Annotated in this window: 17 protein-coding genes, 1 tRNA gene and 1 riboswitch; of the genes, 11 read left to right on the top strand and 7 right to left on the bottom strand. The window is 65.7% G+C overall.

Annotated features, from left to right (window positions below; all coding sequences use genetic code 11):
- Positions 1-4: 4 nt before the first annotated feature.
- The 3 genes from ABLE71_RS15065 to ABLE71_RS15055 all read left to right on the top strand — a co-directional run bounded on the left by ABLE71_RS15065 (position 5) and on the right by ABLE71_RS15055 (position 3,753).
- Entirely contained in the window at positions 5-1,291 is a 1,287-nt protein-coding gene (locus ABLE71_RS15065; RefSeq protein ID WP_348784244.1) for a lipoprotein-releasing ABC transporter permease subunit, read from the top strand.
- Entirely contained in the window at positions 1,288-1,968 is a 681-nt protein-coding gene (locus ABLE71_RS15060; protein WP_348784243.1) for an ABC transporter ATP-binding protein, read from the top strand. The genes ABLE71_RS15065 and ABLE71_RS15060 overlap by 4 nt, the downstream gene beginning before the upstream one ends.
- 435 nt (positions 1,969-2,403) lie before the next feature.
- On the top strand, positions 2,404-3,753 hold the full coding sequence (locus tag ABLE71_RS15055; protein WP_348784242.1) for a site-2 protease family protein: 1,350 nt from the start codon (positions 2,404-2,406) through the stop codon (positions 3,751-3,753).
- Here the strand turns inward: ABLE71_RS15055 and ggt are convergent, their stop codons facing one another.
- From ggt to ABLE71_RS15040, 3 genes are all read right to left on the bottom strand, one after another.
- Positions 3,754-5,526 (bottom strand): gamma-glutamyltransferase, encoded by a 1,773-nt coding sequence (gene ggt, locus ABLE71_RS15050; protein WP_348784241.1) that lies wholly within the window; start codon positions 5,524-5,526, stop codon positions 3,754-3,756.
- Positions 5,526-6,266, bottom strand: coding sequence for a lipoyl(octanoyl) transferase LipB (lipB, locus tag ABLE71_RS15045; RefSeq protein WP_348784240.1), 741 nt, complete (start codon positions 6,264-6,266; stop codon positions 5,526-5,528). The genes ggt and lipB overlap by 1 nt, the downstream gene beginning before the upstream one ends.
- Before the next feature lie 118 nt (positions 6,267-6,384).
- Positions 6,385-6,469 (bottom strand) — tRNA-Leu (locus ABLE71_RS15040).
- A gap of 213 nt (positions 6,470-6,682) precedes the next feature.
- Here ABLE71_RS15040 and mgtE point away from each other — a divergent pair.
- Entirely contained in the window at positions 6,683-8,098 is a 1,416-nt protein-coding gene (gene mgtE, locus ABLE71_RS15035) for a magnesium transporter (protein ID WP_348784239.1), read from the top strand.
- A gap of 21 nt (positions 8,099-8,119) precedes the next feature.
- Here the strand turns inward: mgtE and ABLE71_RS15030 are convergent, their stop codons facing one another.
- The gene (locus tag ABLE71_RS15030; protein WP_348784238.1) at positions 8,120-8,530 is read right to left on the bottom strand and encodes a DUF6455 family protein; all 411 of its coding nucleotides are present in this window, start codon (positions 8,528-8,530) and stop codon (positions 8,120-8,122) included.
- 143 nt (positions 8,531-8,673) lie between these two features.
- Between ABLE71_RS15030 and ABLE71_RS15025 the strand changes: the two genes are divergently transcribed.
- On the top strand, positions 8,674-9,060 hold the full coding sequence (locus ABLE71_RS15025; RefSeq protein WP_348784498.1) for a MerR family DNA-binding transcriptional regulator: 387 nt from the start codon (positions 8,674-8,676) through the stop codon (positions 9,058-9,060).
- 10 nt (positions 9,061-9,070) lie between these two features.
- On the opposite strand, the gene ABLE71_RS15020 is transcribed toward ABLE71_RS15025, so the two are convergent.
- Both ABLE71_RS15020 and ABLE71_RS15015 read right to left on the bottom strand, forming a co-directional pair.
- On the bottom strand, positions 9,071-9,607 hold the full coding sequence (locus ABLE71_RS15020; protein WP_348784237.1) for an isoprenylcysteine carboxylmethyltransferase family protein: 537 nt from the start codon (positions 9,605-9,607) through the stop codon (positions 9,071-9,073).
- Entirely contained in the window at positions 9,604-10,581 is a 978-nt protein-coding gene (locus tag ABLE71_RS15015) for a DUF1624 domain-containing protein (RefSeq protein ID WP_348784236.1), read from the bottom strand. Before ABLE71_RS15015 ends, ABLE71_RS15020 begins: the two co-directional genes overlap by 4 nt.
- A gap of 206 nt (positions 10,582-10,787) precedes the next feature.
- Between ABLE71_RS15015 and ABLE71_RS15010 the strand changes: the two genes are divergently transcribed.
- The gene (locus tag ABLE71_RS15010) at positions 10,788-11,987 is read left to right on the top strand and encodes an MFS transporter (protein WP_348784235.1); all 1,200 of its coding nucleotides are present in this window, start codon (positions 10,788-10,790) and stop codon (positions 11,985-11,987) included.
- Here ABLE71_RS15010 and ABLE71_RS15005 read toward each other — a convergent pair.
- Positions 11,980-13,146 (bottom strand): aromatic ring-hydroxylating dioxygenase subunit alpha, encoded by a 1,167-nt coding sequence (locus tag ABLE71_RS15005; protein WP_348784234.1) that lies wholly within the window; start codon positions 13,144-13,146, stop codon positions 11,980-11,982. The genes ABLE71_RS15010 and ABLE71_RS15005 overlap by 8 nt on opposite strands.
- Before the next feature lie 130 nt (positions 13,147-13,276).
- Here ABLE71_RS15005 and ABLE71_RS15000 point away from each other — a divergent pair, with 130 nt between their 5' ends.
- The 5 genes from ABLE71_RS15000 (at position 13,277) to cobO (ending at position 16,321) form a co-directional block, all read left to right on the top strand.
- Entirely contained in the window at positions 13,277-13,993 is a 717-nt protein-coding gene (locus tag ABLE71_RS15000; RefSeq protein ID WP_348784233.1) for a gamma-glutamylcyclotransferase, read from the top strand.
- Positions 13,994-14,021: 28 nt separating this feature from the next.
- Positions 14,022-14,214, top strand: a riboswitch (cobalamin riboswitch).
- 34 nt (positions 14,215-14,248) lie between these two features.
- Complete coding sequence (locus tag ABLE71_RS14995; protein WP_348784232.1) at positions 14,249-14,428, top strand: CbtB-domain containing protein; 180 nt, start codon at positions 14,249-14,251, stop codon at positions 14,426-14,428.
- A gap of 12 nt (positions 14,429-14,440) precedes the next feature.
- Complete coding sequence (locus ABLE71_RS14990) at positions 14,441-15,190, top strand: CbtA family protein (RefSeq protein WP_348784231.1); 750 nt, start codon at positions 14,441-14,443, stop codon at positions 15,188-15,190.
- A complete protein-coding gene (gene cobU / locus ABLE71_RS14985) occupies positions 15,183-15,704 on the top strand; it encodes a bifunctional adenosylcobinamide kinase/adenosylcobinamide-phosphate guanylyltransferase (RefSeq protein ID WP_348784230.1) in 522 nt (173 codons plus the stop codon). The genes ABLE71_RS14990 and cobU overlap by 8 nt, the downstream gene beginning before the upstream one ends.
- Positions 15,704-16,321 (top strand): cob(I)yrinic acid a,c-diamide adenosyltransferase, encoded by a 618-nt coding sequence (cobO, locus tag ABLE71_RS14980; RefSeq protein WP_348784229.1) that lies wholly within the window; start codon positions 15,704-15,706, stop codon positions 16,319-16,321. Before cobU ends, cobO begins: the two co-directional genes overlap by 1 nt.
- The last annotated feature ends 24 nt before the right edge of the window (positions 16,322-16,345 follow it).

The raw sequence follows: 16,345 nt of genomic DNA, 5'->3' as shown, positions 1-16,345 counted from the left end.
CACGGTGACCACAACCGCGGCAGCGAAGCCGGCCGGCGCGGGGCCGTTTTCGGCCTTCGAGCGTCTCGTCGCCTGGCGCTACCTGCGCTCGCGGCGCAAGGAGACCGTCATTTCGGTGATCGCGTCGATCTCCTTCCTCGGCATCATGCTCGGGGTGGCGACCCTCATCGTGGTCATGGCTGTGATGAACGGTTTTCGCGCCGAGCTCCTGACGCGCATCCTCGGCATCAACGGTCATCTGGTCGTGCAGCCGATAGACCTGCCGCTCGACGACTATGAAGCGGTCGCCCAGCGCATCAACGGCGTCGCCGGCGTGAAATACGCCATCCCCCTGATCGACGGGCAGGTGCTGGCGGCCGGAAGCGTAGGGGCGGGAGCGGGCGCTCTGGTGCGCGGCATCAGCGGCGAGAACCTCGGCAAGCTGACAGTCGTCGCCGGCAACATCAAGCACGGCTCGCTGGTCGGCTTCGACCAGTCCGAGGGCGTCGCGATCGGCCAGCGCATGGCAAACAATCTCGGCCTAGTGCTCGGCGACCTGATCACGCTGGTGTCGCCCGACGGCGACGTCACGCCGATGGGCACCACGCCGCGCGTGAAGGCCTATCCGGTGATCGCCATCTTCGAGGTCGGCATGTCGGAGTTCGACACGTCCGTCATCTTCATGCCGTTCGAAGAAGCGCAGCTCTATTTCAACATGGAGGGCCGCGCGCAGACGGTCGAAGTCTTCGTCGACAATCCTGATGACGTCGATTCGCTGCGCGAACTCGTCGAGATCGCCGCTGCGCGCCAGATATTCATCTCCGACTGGCGCCAGCGCAACGAAACCTTCTTCTCGGCCCTGCAGGTCGAGCGCAACGTCATGTTCATGATCCTGACGCTGATCGTGCTGGTCGCCGCGTTGAACATCATCTCCGGGCTCATCATGCTGGTGAAGGACAAGGGACGCGACATCGCGATCCTGCGCACCATGGGCGCAACGCGTGGCGCAGTCATGCGCATCTTCCTGATGACGGGCGCGGCGATCGGGGTCACCGGCACGATTGCCGGCGTCGTCCTCGGCGTCGTGCTCTGTCTCAATGTCGAGCGCATCCGCCAATTCTTCTCCTGGCTGTCGGGCACGGTTCTATTCAACCCGGAGCTCTATTTCCTGAGCCAGCTGCCGGCCAAGATGGAGGTCGGCGAGACAATCTCGGTCGTCCTGATGGCGCTCTTCCTCTCCTTCCTCGCCACGCTTTTCCCGGCATGGCGCGCGGCGAAGCTCGATCCTGTCGAAGCGCTGAGGTACGAGTGAGCGCTCCGATCATCGAACTGAAGAGCGTCGAACGCCACTACGTCCAGGGGCAGCGCAAGCTGACCATCCTGAACAGTGCGGATTTCGCGCTGGTGCCGGGCGAGATGGTGGCGCTGGTGGCGCCTTCGGGCGCTGGCAAGTCGACCCTGCTCCACACCGCCGGCCTGCTCGAACGTCCCGATGCGGGCGACGTCATCCTTGGCGGCCGCGCATGCGGGCGGCTCTCCGACGACGAGCGCACCGCCATCCGCCGCAACGACATCGGCTTCGTCTACCAGTTCCATCATCTGCTTCCCGAGTTTTCGGCGCTCGAGAACATCATGATGCCGCAGATGATCAAGGGCCTGCCGCGCGCGGAGGCCGCGAGCCGCGCGGAACAGCTTCTCGACTACATGCAGATCGGCAAGCGTGCGCAGCACCGGCCGGCCGAACTCTCCGGCGGCGAGCAGCAGCGCGTGGCGATCGCCCGCGCCGTCGCCAACGCTCCTCTCGTGCTGCTTGCTGACGAGCCCACGGGCAATCTCGACCCGCACACAGCGTCCTACGTCTTCGATGCGCTGGCGGCGCTGGTCAAGCAGTCCGGCCTGGCGGCCCTGATCGCGACCCACAACCACCAGCTTGCCGGGCGTATGGATCGCCGCGTCACCCTTGCCGAGGGCAAGGTGGTGCCGCTCTGAGCACGGCCCGACCGTGAGTGCGCCGGCGCGCCAGCAAGCCCGCGTAACTTTCCCTTAACCCTCGCAGCTTCGCGTGTCAGGAGACTGCCGCGCCGTCCTTGACACTTTGAACAAAAACGGAACAAAATGCAAACATACTGAAAACAGGAGGGAATAATGGCTGATCTGCTTCAGGACGTCGTTTCTCTGGTTTGCATGAGCACATTCCTCGTTTCCATGGCGATATGGATCGGCGCCCTTTAGGCGCCGAGTGAATGTGGCGCGTCCCGCATGCAAACCGCGGGCGGTCCCTTCACTTCTCCGTCATTCGATTTCGGGCGGCGGCAAGCGTTAAGCTTTTCTTCCGGCCGCAAAGGCTAGGGTTCCCGCCGAAATCGAATGGTGAGCGCCTGTCCCGACTCGTCCCGGGACAGGCGCTCCTGCGGAGAGTGACCTTTGACGCCCGTCCTGGCGATAGTTCTCGTAACGCTCAACCTTGGGCTCATCTTCGTGCTCTTCGCGCTGCCGCTGGGAGTGCGGACGGTGAGGTTCAGCCGGCTGATCGCTGCCGACCGGGAACGCATCTGGAGCGCGCTCTGGCTGTTCGGCGAAAATGCCGGCTGGTCGGGGCAGCATCTCAAGGCCGAGACGCTCGACGAAGCAGATCTGGTGCGCATCCAGCTCAGCTGGGAGGGCCGCGACGGACGGCCCATCGAGCACATCGTGCGGCTGGAGGAGGTCGTCGAAGGCAGGCGCTTCGCCATGCGGGTGGTGGACGACACTTCGCTCGACTCCGCCTTCTGGTCGCACTATCGCAACGTCGTCGAAGTCGCCGAGGCGGACGGCAAGGTGCGCGTCACGCTGACCCGCACCGACCGTTACCGCGGCGCGGCCTTCCTGATCTTCCGCTACTTCGCGCTGCGCCGCGAGCTCGGGAAGCTGAAGACATGGGCGGAGACCGGGAAATACCGCGACGGCGGCTTCTTCGAGCATCCGGCAAGCCAGATCGGTTTTGCGCTGCTGTCGGTCCTCATCATGTGGCCGATCTTCGGCCTCAACGTCGGCGGCCTGGTGCTTGCAATGGTGCTCACATTGGTCGTGGCGCTGCACGAGCTCGGCCATATGGCTGCCTTCCGCGTCACGGGGCATCGCAAGGTCCGCATGATCTTCGTGCCGCTTCTCGGCGGCATCGCCATCGGAGGACGTCCCTATGACAGCCGCTTCGAGGTCGCCTTCGTGGCGCTGATGGGGGCGGGGTTCTCGGCTTTCCTGGTGCCGCTTGCGATCGCCGCTTGCGATTACGCGGTCGGCGAGGGCTGGCGCTTCTCGGCCAGCGTACTCGCCACGCTCGCCGGCATCGCCGCGCTCTTCAACGTCGCCAATCTCGTGCCGGTCTGGAAGTTCGACGGCGGCCAGGTGCTGCGGCAGATCTGCCCCGGCCCCGTCTCGCTTGCGCTATCGTCCTTCGTGCTGCTGTCGGCGTTCATGGCGCTTGGCTACGCCGCCGGCTTTCCGGCGCCGCTGCTCGTCTCGGCGGGCGCCGTCTTTGCCATTCTCAGTCTCATCACCGCGGGCAGCGCCGTAAAACCCCGCCACGAACTGAAACGCCTGGCCGGGTTCGAGCGCCTGGCGCTCGCCGGGGCCCTGGTCGCTGTCTTTGCCGTCCACGCCTCCGGCCTGCTCTGGGCTTCGGCGCGGCTGGAGGATTGGCGCAGCTATGAAAAGCAGCGCCAGGAACGCAGGCTCGATGCATCCGGGCAAGGCGCCTTCCTGCCGCAAGGCTTCGCGAGGGCTCGCAGCCTCTGATCAATCGCCGAGCGCGATACCTTCGCGGCGTGGGTCTGCGCCGCCCGTCAACCCGTCCGGCATGATCGCAACGCCGTGCAGCCCGGAATTCTGGTCGCCGATCTTGATCTTGTAGCCGAGCGCTTCGAGATCGCCGGCGAGGTTCTCGGCCGTCGTCCCGGCCTCCAGCTCAAAGGTCCCGAAACGGTTCAGCATGTGCGGCATGGAGATCGCCGCTTGCATGTCGAGCTTCCAGTCGATCAGCGCGATCAGCGTCGTCGCAACATAGGGGATGATGCTCGACCCACCGGGCGACCCGAGCGCGTAGAACGGCTTGCCGTCCTTGAGTACGATCGTCGGCGCCATCGACGAACGCGGCCGCTTGCCGGGCTCGACCCTGTTCGCCACCGCCGCGCCGTCCTTTTCGGGCGCGAAGGAAAAATCGGTGAGCTGGTTGTTCAGGATGAAGCCGCCCGCCATCTGGCGCGAACCGAATGCGTTTTCGACCGAGCTCGTCATCGCCGCGACGTTGCCGTCCGCGTCGACGATGGTGAAGTGGGTGGTTGCCGGCATGTCGAAGGCGACGCCGTCGATGCGCGGCTCCGCCCCACCAAGTTCGGCCTTGTCCCAAGACGGCTCGCCCGCGGCGACGGCGTCGTCGGGCAGGGCGGTCGGGCGACGGATCAGCGCCGAGCGCGCCTTCAGGTAATCCGCGTTCAGCAAACCTTTGGGGATGTTCACGAAATCGCTGTCGGCGATGTAGCGCTCGCGGTCGGCGAAAGCGAGTCTGGTTGCGTCGCCGACGATGCGCCAGCTTTCCGGATCCTCCGGACCCAGCGTTGCAATGTCGAACGGCTCGACCATGCCGAGGATCTGGCCGATGGTCAGCGCGCCGGAGGAGGGCGGTCCCATGCCGCAGACCGATAGCCCGCGATAGGGCGCGCAGGCCGCGGGCCGCTCCTTCACCTGGTAGTTCGCCAGGTCGTCCAGGCTGAGGCTGCCCGGATTGGTCGGATGACTTTGTACCGCCGCGACAATCTTGTCTGCGATCGGACCTCTGTAAAAAGCATCCGCGCCACCCTCGGCGATCGTTCGTAGGCTCGCCGCATAGTCCGGGTTGCGCACCACGGCTCCCGCCGTCACAGGAGCGCCCAGCGCATCGAAGAAATAGGCCCTCGTCGCCGGCTGCGTGTCGAGCCGGCCGACATCCTGCGTAATCATCGCATGCAGCCGCGGCGAAACGGCGAAGCCGCCTTCGGCCAGCTTGATCGCGGGATCCATCAGCTCCGCCCAGCCCAGTCTGCCGTATTTCGCATGGACGGTTTCGAGAAGACGCGGCACGCCGGGAACGCCGACCGAACGTCCGCCGACCACGGCATCGAAGAAGCCGAGCGGCTTGCCGTCGGCGCCGAGGAAAAGCGCCGGCGTCGCCGCGGCCGGCGCCGTTTCGCGGCCGTCGAAAGTGGTCACCGTGCCGCTTTTGGCGTCGTACCAGGTCAGGAAGGCGCCGCCGCCGAGACCCGAGGACTGCGGCTCGACCAGCCCCAGCACCGTCTGCACGGCGACGACCGCGTCAGCCGCGCTGCCGCCGGCCCGCAACGCGTCGAGGCCGGCTTGCGCGGCAATCGGATTGGCCGCGACGACCATCTGCCGCGACGCGTGGACGGCTTGCTTCGCGCTGACCGCCGATCGCGATTCGGGCGCCACCGTGTCGGCGGCCTGCTGGGCGAAGGCTGCGTTTGCCTGCGCTGCCAGAAGGAGCGCCAGGGCGATGATCGGACGGACAGCTCTCATCAGCTTGCCTTTCTCGTTTCGTCCCGCCCCTCATGCGCGGCGCCGAATATCTCGACGAAGGCGGCCTTCAGGGCGATGTCGAGGTCGGCCATCGTCACCGGCAGGCCGAGGTCGACGAGGCTCGTCACACCACGATCGGCGACGCCGCAGGGGACGATGCCGGAGAAATGGGAGAGGTCCGGCTCGACGTTGATGGCGATGCCGTGAAAGCTGACCCAGCGCCTTAGCCTGATCCCGATCGCGGCGATCTTGTCCTCGGCCGGCGAGCCGTCCGGCAGTGGCGGCCGGTCAGGCCTCACGACCCAGACGCCGACGCGGTCCTCGCGCCGTTCCCCCTTGACGTTGAAGCGGTCGAGCGTGGCGATGATCCAGGCTTCGAGCGCCGCCACGAAGGCGCGGACGTCTTCCTGCCGGCGCTTCAGGTCGAGCATGACATAGGCCACGCGCTGGCCGGGTCCGTGGTAGGTGTATTCGCCGCCGCGCCCGGCCGCGAAAACAGGAAACCGGTCGGGCTCCACCAGGTCCTCGGGCTTGGCGCTGGTGCCGGCCGTATAGAGGGGAGGATGCTCGACGAGCCAGACCATTTCCGCGGCGCTGCCTTGGCGGATGGCGTCGGCGCGCGCCTCCATGAAGGCCAGCGCATCCTCATAAGCCGTCAGCCCCGGCTCGACCCGCCATTCCACCGGCGCCGCGCCAGGCGCGGGCAGGAAAGAGAGGGCGATCTGGCTGCGTTCAGGCATGAGGCCTCCGGTGCTAGAAGCATCATATGGCGGCAAGCAGGGCCAAGGTCCAGTTCCGGTCGAGTCAGGCGCCAGGACTGGGCGCTGTTTCGGGCTCTTCGATGTTCCGGAGAGAGACTGGTGCGGTCGAGAAGACTCGAACTTCCACGGGTTGCCCCACAGCGACCTCAACGCTGCGCGTCTACCAATTCCGCCACGACCGCACGTGGTAGGAGCCGGAACGGACCGGCCCGCGGCCTGTAGCAAATCGCTTCCGGCGAAACAAGTGCAAAGCCCGCATTATCGCCTGCCGCTGCGAGAGTCTGAAACGGTCCGAAGGCGGGCGTAATTCGTTTGGTATTTTCGGGCTTCGCAGGCTAGACCAGAGCCGCATCGTTCACCCGGCCGCCAGGCCTGTCCTGAAGCGGGAGACGCCGTTGGAAGACCAGCAGGAAGCGACGCCCGACGCCGGTTCGACCGAGGTCCACGCCGATATCTACGGCGAGGACGGCGTCATCCGCGCGTCGTTCCTCGCCCATATCGGCGCGGCAATAGCCGATCGCGACACGATCACGCTGAAGCGCGAGGTCGGCGGCCTGCATCAGTCGGAACTCGGCGATCTCCTCGAAGCGCTGATGGCGGAGCAGCGGCTTGCTCTGGTCGAGCTGCTGGGCAAGGATTTCGACTTCTCGTCGCTCACCGAGGTCGACGAGGCGATCCGCATGGACATCGTCGACAGCCTGCCCAACGCGCAGATCGCGCAGGCCGTGCAGGAGCTCGATTCCGACGACGCCGTCTACATTCTCGAAGACCTCGACCAGGAGGACCAGGACGAAATCCTGGCGCAGCTGCCGTTCACCGAACGCGTCAGGCTGCGCCGCTCGCTCGACTATCCGGAGGAGAGCGCCGGACGCCGCATGCAGACCGAGTTTGTCGCCGTGCCGCCGTTCTGGACGGTCGGACAGACGATCGACTACATGCGCGAGGACCAGAACCTGCCCGAGCGCTTCAGCCAGATCTTCGTCATCGATCCGACCTTCAAGCTGCTCGGCGCGATCGATCTCGACCAGGTCCTGCGCACCAAGCGCGCGGTCAAGGTCGAAGACATCATGCACGAGACCAGGCACGCCATCCCGGCCACGATGGACCAGGAAGAGGCCGCGCGCGAGTTCGAGCAGTACGACCTTCTGTCGGCCGCCGTCGTGGACGAGAACGAGCGGCTGGTCGGCGTGCTCACCATCGACGATGTGGTCGACGTCATCCAGCAGGAGGCGGAGGAAGACCTGCTGCGCATGGGCGGCGTCGGCGACGAGGAACTGTCGGACACGGTGTTTGCGATCTCGCGCTCGCGAGTCCCATGGCTGCTCGTCAACCTCGCCACCGCTTTCATCTCCGCATCGGTGATCAGCCAGTTCGGCGCGACCATCGAGCAGATGGTGGCGCTGGCGGCGCTTATGCCGATCGTCGCTTCGCTGGGCGGTAACGCCGGCACCCAGACCATGACAGTCACGGTGCGCGCGCTTGCGACCAAGGATCTCGACATCTACAACGCCGGTCGCGTCATCCGGCGCGAGGTCATGGTCGGCTTCCTGAACGGCATTCTCATCGCAACGGTGATCGGCGTCGTCGCCGCGGCCTGGTTCCAGAATGTCGACCTCGGCTACGTCATCGCGGCGGCTATGGTCGTCAACATGCTGGCGGCAGCACTCGCCGGCATCCTCATACCGCTGCTGCTAGACCGTTTCGGCGCCGACCCGGCCATCGCCTCGTCGGTTTTCACGACCATGATCACCGACGTGATCGGCTTCCTGGCCTTCCTGAGCCTTGCCAGCTGGTGGCTGCATCTCGGGTAGCGGCACCGACGTAAGGCGCCCTTAGCCGGCCTTGGCGTCTACCATTCGCTCGAATGTATGGGCGTTTGGACAGAAGCCGTCGGCGTGATCAGCCGCCGTGCCTGCGTCCAGTTCGCGCCTGCAGTGGCCCTTGGTCACGCAGCGTGAGCACAGCACTTCGATGTCGCGTGTCGTGAGCGGATCGCGCGCCCGCAGACCTTCGGGGTCGAGTCCGTAAGCCTTCATCATCCGAGCCATCAGGCTCGTGGCGCTTGAGCCATCCGCGACGACCTCGCGCAGTTCCGCCACCGATAGGCCGCATCCCGCTGCGACCGCGGCCACCGTGTCCGGCTCCATCGCCTCGATTTCGCGAAGGTCGGCGAGCGCCGCGCGGTAGTCGCGCCATTTCTCCACGAAACGCTCGAATGCGGCCCTGAATCGTTGGCTGCCCATATGCGCGCCCTCCATGGAGACAGGATCGCACGCGATAGCGGCGCGGACCTTGACCTGGATCAAGCCCAAGTAGCCGTCGGCAATTGACTTTTACGTAAATGCCATGCGAATTTTTGTCGATGAGTCGATCCGGGTCGGGAGTGGTGCGGGAATATTATACGATCACCGAACTGACCCGCGAGTTCGACATCTCGACCCGAACGCTGCGCTTCTACGAGGATGAGGGGCTGATCCAGCCCGTCCGGCGCGGCCGAACCCGGTTGTTCCGGCCGTCCGACCGGCATCTCATCCGCCAGATCATGCGGGGAAAACGCCTCGGCTTCTCGATCAACGAGATTCGCGAGATCATCCAGATGTACAAGGATCCGCCGGGCGAGGTGGGTCAGCTCAAGCTGATGATCAAGCGCATCGAGGAAAAGCGAGAGGATCTGCGGCAGAAACGCCGCGACCTCGAGGAAACGCTGACCGAGCTCGACAACGCCGAGGAGGCTTGCGTCGAGCGGCTGGCCGAGCTCGGCGTCAACACCTGACCGGCCCGGTTCAGATCCAGCGTCTGACGCGCTTGGCGTAGTCGCGGTAGCGTTTGCCGAATTTGTCCGCCAGCCATCGCTCTTCCCGATCGATGGCCACCTTCTTGGTGACGAAGGCCGCTATCAGCGCGACCGGCAGGAACCAGACGATACCCGAAACCAGCCCGACGCCGATCAGCAGCAGCGTATCGGCAAGATAGATCGGGTTGCGCGTGATGCCGAACGGACCCTCGGTCACGAGATGCTCGGGTTGTTTGTTCGGGTTGATCGGCGTCTTGGCCCGGGACATCGTGCGTATGGCGGTGAAGAACAGGGCCGCACACGCCAAAAGCGCGAGCCAGCCGACAGCCACCAATATGTCCGACATCGGCGACCCGAACCAGGGCAGGGGATAGAGCGTGTGCAGGATCACGCTGATGGCGATGCCCGCGACGTAGATCAGCGGTGGCCAGGGGATCACGCCGGCCTTCGGCGCGGGGTGTCCTTGAGGCAGCGCCGGCTGATGTGCCTGCACCGGATGCTTGGCGTGCTTCTTCGCGTCGCTCATTGGCCCCCCTCTTCGAGTAGCGCATTGTCGGTATCCACAGTGCAGCGGCCGGCGATGTCCTCCACCCGGCCGCGCAGTTCGGCGCTCTGCTCGCCCGCAAACACGCCTTCGATCGCGTTCTCGCGCTCCAGCGTGCCGAGCATGCAGACACAATAGCGCGCGCAGAACGCGGTGTCGCGCTGCTCGTTGCATGCCCTTTCGCAGGACTGGATGAAGCGCACCTCGCGGGTTTCCTGTTGCGGCGGAAAGACCTGCGCGAACAGCCAGATGCAGCCGATCAGCACCGGCTGGTGGATGAGGTAGACAGCCAGGCTGTGGCGTCCGCCGAACGCCAGTGGAAGGCTCCACCGCGGCGCCCGCAGCGTGGACAGCTTTGCCAACAGGCCTGTCCGTTGGGCGATCTTCGCCGCCGCGATGCCGGCCAGCACCGCGCCGAACCAAGGGAATATCGGCACGTAGTCATTGGAGCGCGGACGGTTTTCGCTGAGCCCGGTCCACCACCACCAGGGATCGTCGAACAGGCCCGAGCGCAGGTAATGCGGCGCGGCAATCACCGCCGCCGCGGCAATCAGCGTGACCACCGCCGGCAGGCGCAGGAAGGCGAGGCCGAGCACGCTTGCCAGCGCGATCTGATGCAATATGCCGAAGAAGATGAAACCGCTCGGCACGGCGATATAGGTGACGACCGAGATTGCCAGCGCCGCGCCCGCGACCATCGCCAGCCGCCGCCAGTAGCCGCGCCAGCGAATGCCTTTCGCGTGGCCCAGGTACAGGCTGACGCCGACGAGGAACAGGAAGCTGGAGGCGATGCAGCGCGCGAACAGCTTCCAGCCGCCGACCGCCGTCATCGACGCCGGCGCATAGCCGAAGAATTCGAGGTCCCAGGCGAAGTGATAGATCGCCATGGCGACGAGCGCAGCCCCGCGCGCGATGTCGATGGCGTCTATTCGTCCCGTGGATTGCTGCTGCGTCACGTCCGATTCCGAAATCTGGACCTCACCGTTAGCATGGCCGCGAGAGCGACCGCAAAGCGGCGGTCACGGCCGCCGCCCGATCCGATTTGGTCCAGAACGCGGCAAACGATAGCCAACCCGGTTTTGCGCCGCCCGCGCGTCGGTTTCCTGCTATTCGCCGGTGCAGCCGCCTGACACTCTCACGGGCGCAGCGTCTCTTCGGTTTCATGACCACCCAGGTCCGGCATCCAATCTGGTTCTTCGCCGTCCGGCCCGCCGGCGCGCGCACTTTCGCGACGCTTTACGGCCTTGAATCCTTCGCCCGCGCGTCGATCTCTTCCGTCATCCCGATCCAGGCATACGAGATTCTCCGCAGTGAGCAGGGCGTTTCGATCCTGTACACGATCGTCGCGCTGCTCGGCCTGTCGGTTACGCTCTTCATGCCGATGCTGATCGAGCGCTTCTCACGCCGCTGGATGTACACGGCTGGCGTGCTGTCGCTGATTCTCGGCTCGGTGCTCTTCGTTTCCGGAACACTGGCCGGCCAGGTGCTCGGCATGCTCGCGCGGGTGATGGGCGCAAGCGCGCTTGCCATCACGCTCAACCTCTACATCATGGACCACATCCGCAAGACGGAGATCATGCAGGCCGAATCGCTGCGCATGGCCTGGTCGATGCTGGGCTGGACCGCGGGCCCGACGGTCGGCGTGCTGCTCTATTCGCGCTACGGCATCGTCGCGCCGCATCTCGTGGTGATCGGCTTCGCCTGCGCGCTCCTCGTCATGTTCTGGCGCTACCGCCTCTCCGACAATCCGCTGATCCGGCCCGGCAAGACCCGCGCCTCGAACCCGCTCGCCAATATCGGCCGCTTCATTGCGCAGCCTAGGCTGAGGCTCGCCTGGCTCATCGCCTTCGGCCGCTCCTGCTTCTGGACGACGTTCTTCGTCTACGCGCCGATCCTGATGGTCGTCACCGGCGAGGGCAGTCTCGCCGGCGGCATGCTCGTCTCCGCCGGCAATGCACTGCTCTTCGTGGCGGTCTATTGGGGCAGGGCGGGCAAGAGGTTCGGTGCGCGCAACATCATGACGCTCGCCTTCCTCACCATGACCGCCACGCTCTTTGCGGCGGGCTTTTTCGGCGAGCGCTTTCCGCTTGTCGCGGGCTTCTTCCTCCTCGCCTCCGCGCTCTTTGCGATCGCGCTCGATGCGCTAGGCTCGACCGCCTTCCTGCGCGCGGTCCGCGCCTATGAACGGCCGCAGATGTCGGCCGTCTACCGCACCTATCTCGATCTTTCCGAGCTTCTGCCGCCGCTCGTCTATTCCGTGGTCCTGGCCTTCTTCGGCCTCGGCGCGGTTTTTGCGACGCTCGGCGTATTCAGCGCCTTATGCGGCTGGCTGACCTGGCGCTATTTGCCGAAGTCTATGTAGTGAGGGCTTCGTGCTGTTGGCCGACCCACCGATGGAAGCGGGCGAGGTCGTATTCCTCGGGCATCAGCACGCCGGCATTGTGACGCCGGGAATGCAGGCCGCGCTGGTTCAGCTCGCAGACCGCCGCGTCCTCCTCCAGCACCTGCATGCCGAAGCCCCGAATGTTGTCGAGGCCTGCGGGCGGCATCTCCTGCGGCGGGAACAGCCATTCGGCGGTCAGCTTCGTCTGCTCCGGCCCAAGCGGGGTGAGGCGCACGGTGCGCACATAGTCGACATGGCCGACGATGAACATTGACGGCAGGTTCATCGCATAGGTCTGGCCGGCCGCGCGCTCGGCCTGCGTCAAACCCTGGAATTGCGGCCCATGCGAGCGGCCGTCCGTCGACCACGTCTCGGCGCCGTGTCGCAATTTGCCTGAAAATTCCGGCGCGTCATTGTCGGCATGCGCCGCCCAGTCCGGATCGTCATGGCGCGCCATCAGCCCGCGCCCGTAGATGGGCACCAGATGCGACAGGTGCTTGTGCACGCCCGGGCAGTGCAGGCACTCGTTGAAGTTCTCCCAGAAAATCTTCCAATTGCAGTTCATCACCTTGGTGAAGACGTGCCCGCTGACGAGATCTTCCAGCGGCCAGTTCGCCAGGCTCGCCGAGCTTTCGTCGAAGCTCTCTTCGACCGCGCCCTTCGCGTTCTCGTCGAGGTTTACGAAGACGAAGCCGCGCCACTCCTCCAGCTTCACGGCATAGAGCGGATAGTCGGATTTCAGGAAACCGTCTGGCAGCGTCTTCGACGGCACCCGCACCAGGTCGCCCCGCAGGGAATAGGACCAGGCGTGGTAGGGGCAGGTGAGCAGCCGCGCCTTCAGCCGCCCGCTTTGCGCCTGGCAGAGCTGCGAGCCGCGATGGCGGCAAGTGTTGTGGAAGGCGCGCAGGATGCCCGTCTCGTCGCGCACAACCAGCACTTCCTGCGTGCCGACGGTGAAGACCTTGAAGACCAGCGGCTCGGCTATGTCGGCCTCGCGGCAAACCATGAGCCAGCGCCGGTACCAGATCGCGTCCAGATCGCGCTGATATTGGCCGGGATCGAGATAGGCGCTCGCCGGCAGCGTGGCCTCGAGCTGGCGAAGGCCGTGGTAGAGATCCTTTTCGGCGACGTTGGGCATGGAACCGCTCCCTTGCTGCAAGCGGACACTTCGCCACGCCGTTTGTCAATTCCGGGCGGCCGGCGGCTTGCCTGTCGCGGCGCCCGGGATATTGTGGTGATCGGAACGCTTTCCAACTCCATGGTGTCGTATGACTGGCCGTGCAATGTCGCTGACGCCCGAACTTGTCGCGCGCTGCTACCGGGCGATCGAGGATGCCGGACCTTTGCCCGGGCAGGACCATCTGACCGACGGCGACTACGAGGAACTGGTCGAGCGGACGCTCGCGGCCCGGCCGGACCATTCGCCGCTTTGGCTGTTCGCCTACGGCTCGCTCATCTGGAAGCCGGAGATCGAGCATCTGGACGAGCGTGTCGCCATGTTGCGCGGCTGGCACCGCTCGTTCTGCATCAACCAGCCGCGGTGGCGCGGCACGCCCGAGCGTCCGGGCCTGACGATGGGGCTCGACCGGGGCGGAGCGTGCAAGGGCGTGGCTTTCCGCCTGCCGGACGCCGAGCCGCGCGAGCAACTCGCGAAGCTCTTCCGCCGCGAAATGACGGCCAAGCCGGCGACCTACACGCCGCGATGGCTGCCGCTGGAGACCGAAGATGGCGAGACGACCGCGCTGGGTTTCACGGTCAGTCGGCGGGGCTGGGCCTATGCTGGCCGGGCCCGGGATGAGGATACGGCCCGCCGCCTCGCCACCGCCTGCGGGCATTGGGGCTCATGTGCCGACTATCTCTACAACACAGTCGTCAACCTCACGTCGCGGGGCATTCACGACCGCCATCTGTGGCGGCTTCAGGAACTGGTGGCGGCGGAAATTCTGGCGGGCGATAGCGCAGTTGCGACGGTCCACGCCGGTTAATTGGTTTGCCGGGCTGTCGTTTCTGATCTATGGTTTGCGTGTCGACGGTTCCGGAAGGACCGAGAGGGAATGCGGTGCGGGCTCGTCGCCCAAAGCCGCGGCTGCCCCCGCAACTGTAAGCGGTAGCCTTTTCCGAAAGCCACTGGGGCGCAAGCTCCGGGAAGGTGGGAAAGGCGCAAGACCCGCGAGCCAGGAGACCTGCCGGCGACAAGGTTTTTCTCGATGCCCTCGGGTGGAGGGTGAAAGGATTTGGAAATGAACACGGTTACCTCATCGCTCGGCACGGCCGTATCATCCGGTTCGCGCGCGGCTCAGCTTGGCCTCGTCGCCCTGCTCGGCCTCTTCGTCGTCGGCTTCCTCGGCTTTTCGCAGATGGAAGTCGTCCACAATGCCGGCCACGACTACCGGCATTCCATGGCTTTTCCCTGCCACTAAGGGAGACGGATCATGACCGTTTTTCGTAACGCCGTGTTCGCCGCGGCGGCCGCCGGCTTGCTTGCCGGCCTGATCCTTGCCGCCCTGCAGACCTTCGCCACCGTGCCGCTTATCCTGCAGGCCGAAACATTCGAAGGCGCCAGCCAGGCTCACGATCACGGCGCGGCGCCTGCCGAGGCCGCGCCCGCTGCTGCCGCACCCGCCGAATCGCGCGACCACGGCAAGGAAGCCTGGGGGCCGGAGGACGGCTTCGAGCGCTTCGCCTATACGCTCGCGGTCAATGTCGTCAGCGGCATTGGTTTCGCGCTGCTTCTGGTCGCCGCGTCGGAATTCGCCGGCGGTCTCTTGAGCTGGCGCCAAGGCATGATCTGGGGTTTTGCCGGCTTCGCCGTCTTCACGCTGGCTCCGGGCCTCGGCCTGCCGCCCGAACTGCCGGCGATGCCCACCGCCGATCTCTTCGCCCGCCAGGTCTGGTGGACCGGCACGGTCGCTGCGACCGCAGCCGGGCTTGCGCTGATTGCGTTCCGCGGCACGGCGCTGCTCTCGATCGTCGGGGTCGCGCTGATCGTGCTGCCACACATCGTCGGCGCGCCGCAGCCCGAAAGCCACGAATCGCCGATCCCGGCCGACCTTCACCACCAGTTCGTCGTCGCCGCCACGGTCACCAACCTGATCTTCTGGGTGGCGCTCGGCGGCATCGTGGGCCTGGTTCGGCAGCGTTTCCTCGGCCGGGCGGACGCTCTCGGCAAGAGCTTTGCCTGATCCCTCCGGGCAAGGTCTCACCTTCATCATCGGCGGCGCGCGCTCCGGCAAGAGCGCTCACGCCGAGAAGCTCGTCACGGCGCGCCCGGGGCCCTGGACCTACATCGCCACGGCTGAAGCTTATGACGACGAGATGGCGGAGCGCATCGCGGTCCACCGTGTCCGCCGCGGCGCCGGCTGGACGACGGTCGATGCCCCGCTCGACTTGGCGCAGGCGCTTCGCACCGTGCCCGACGATCGGCCGGTCCTGATCGACTGCCTGACGCTGTGGCTGTCCAACCACATGTTGGCCGAGCACGATATCGACGCACTATCGGCGGAACTGGAAGAGGTTCTGGCCTCTCCGCGCGGGCCCTGGTTCGTCGTCTCCAACGAAGTCGGCATGGGCATCGTGCCCGACAATCGACTCGCCCGGCGTTTTCGCGATGCCCAAGGGCGGCTCAACCAGCGCGTCGCGGCATGCGCGGACAGGGTTCTTTTCTTGGTCGCCGGGCTGCCCCTACAGGTGAAATGATGAAATCTGTCGACGACACGCAGGCCCAACGCCACCGCGCCAAGATGGCCAAGCGTAAGGCCGTTCAGGACGCCGAGGTCGCTGGTAAGACGGTCGCGGAAAAGGGCCTGCTGATCGTCAACACCGGCCCCGGCAAGGGCAAGACGACCGCCGCCTTCGGGCTTGCGCTCCGCATGCTAGGCTACGGCCGGCGTGTCGGCGTCGTGCAGTTCGTCAAGGGCGCGTGGCACACTGGCGAGAAGGACGCATTCGCCGCCTTCGGCGACAAGGTCGTGTGGCACACGATGGGCGAGGGGTTCACCTGGGAGACGCAGGACATCAAGCGCGACATCGCCGCGGCAGAGGCCGCATGGGCGAAAGCGCTGGAGCTGCTCGCCGATCCCAGAATCAGCCTCGTCGTGCTCGATGAGCTCAACATCGCTTTGCGCTACGACTATCTCGACCTCGACGCGGTCGTTGCCGCGCTCAAGGCGCGCCGGCCCGACCTGCATGTCGTCGTCACCGGCCGCAACGCCAAGGCCGCGTTGATCGAAGCCGCCGATCTCGTCACCGAAATGGGCGCGGTGAAGCATCATTTCGCCGCGGGCGTAAAGGCGCAGAAGGGCATCGAGTTTTAAAAGAAGCCAAGACATTTTGGCGCC

This window comes from Mesorhizobium sp. KR9-304 (genome assembly GCF_040049215.1).
Taxonomy (GTDB): domain Bacteria; phylum Pseudomonadota; class Alphaproteobacteria; order Rhizobiales; family Rhizobiaceae; genus Mesorhizobium_K.
Note: the sequence above shows the minus strand (reverse complement) of the source record. Positions and strands in the feature narration are given on the sequence as shown.

Coding starts and splice junctions, on each gene's coding strand:
- ggt (WP_348784241.1), bottom strand. CDS start 5,526: ATGAGAGCTGTCCGTCCGATCATCGCCCTGGCGCTCCTTCTGGCAGCG.
- lipB (WP_348784240.1), bottom strand. CDS start 6,266: ATGCCTGAACGCAGCCAGATCGCCCTCTCTTTCCTGCCCGCGCCTGGC.
- ABLE71_RS15030 (WP_348784238.1), bottom strand. CDS start 8,530: ATGGGCAGCCAACGATTCAGGGCCGCATTCGAGCGTTTCGTGGAGAAA.
- ABLE71_RS15020 (WP_348784237.1), bottom strand. CDS start 9,607: ATGAGCGACGCGAAGAAGCACGCCAAGCATCCGGTGCAGGCACATCAG.
- ABLE71_RS15010 (WP_348784235.1), top strand. CDS start 10,788: ATGACCACCCAGGTCCGGCATCCAATCTGGTTCTTCGCCGTCCGGCCC.
- ABLE71_RS15005 (WP_348784234.1), bottom strand. CDS start 13,146: ATGCCCAACGTCGCCGAAAAGGATCTCTACCACGGCCTTCGCCAGCTC.
- ABLE71_RS15000 (WP_348784233.1), top strand. CDS start 13,277: ATGACTGGCCGTGCAATGTCGCTGACGCCCGAACTTGTCGCGCGCTGC.
- ABLE71_RS14995 (WP_348784232.1), top strand. CDS start 14,249: ATGAACACGGTTACCTCATCGCTCGGCACGGCCGTATCATCCGGTTCG.
- ABLE71_RS14990 (WP_348784231.1), top strand. CDS start 14,441: ATGACCGTTTTTCGTAACGCCGTGTTCGCCGCGGCGGCCGCCGGCTTG.
- cobO (WP_348784229.1), top strand. CDS start 15,704: ATGAAATCTGTCGACGACACGCAGGCCCAACGCCACCGCGCCAAGATG.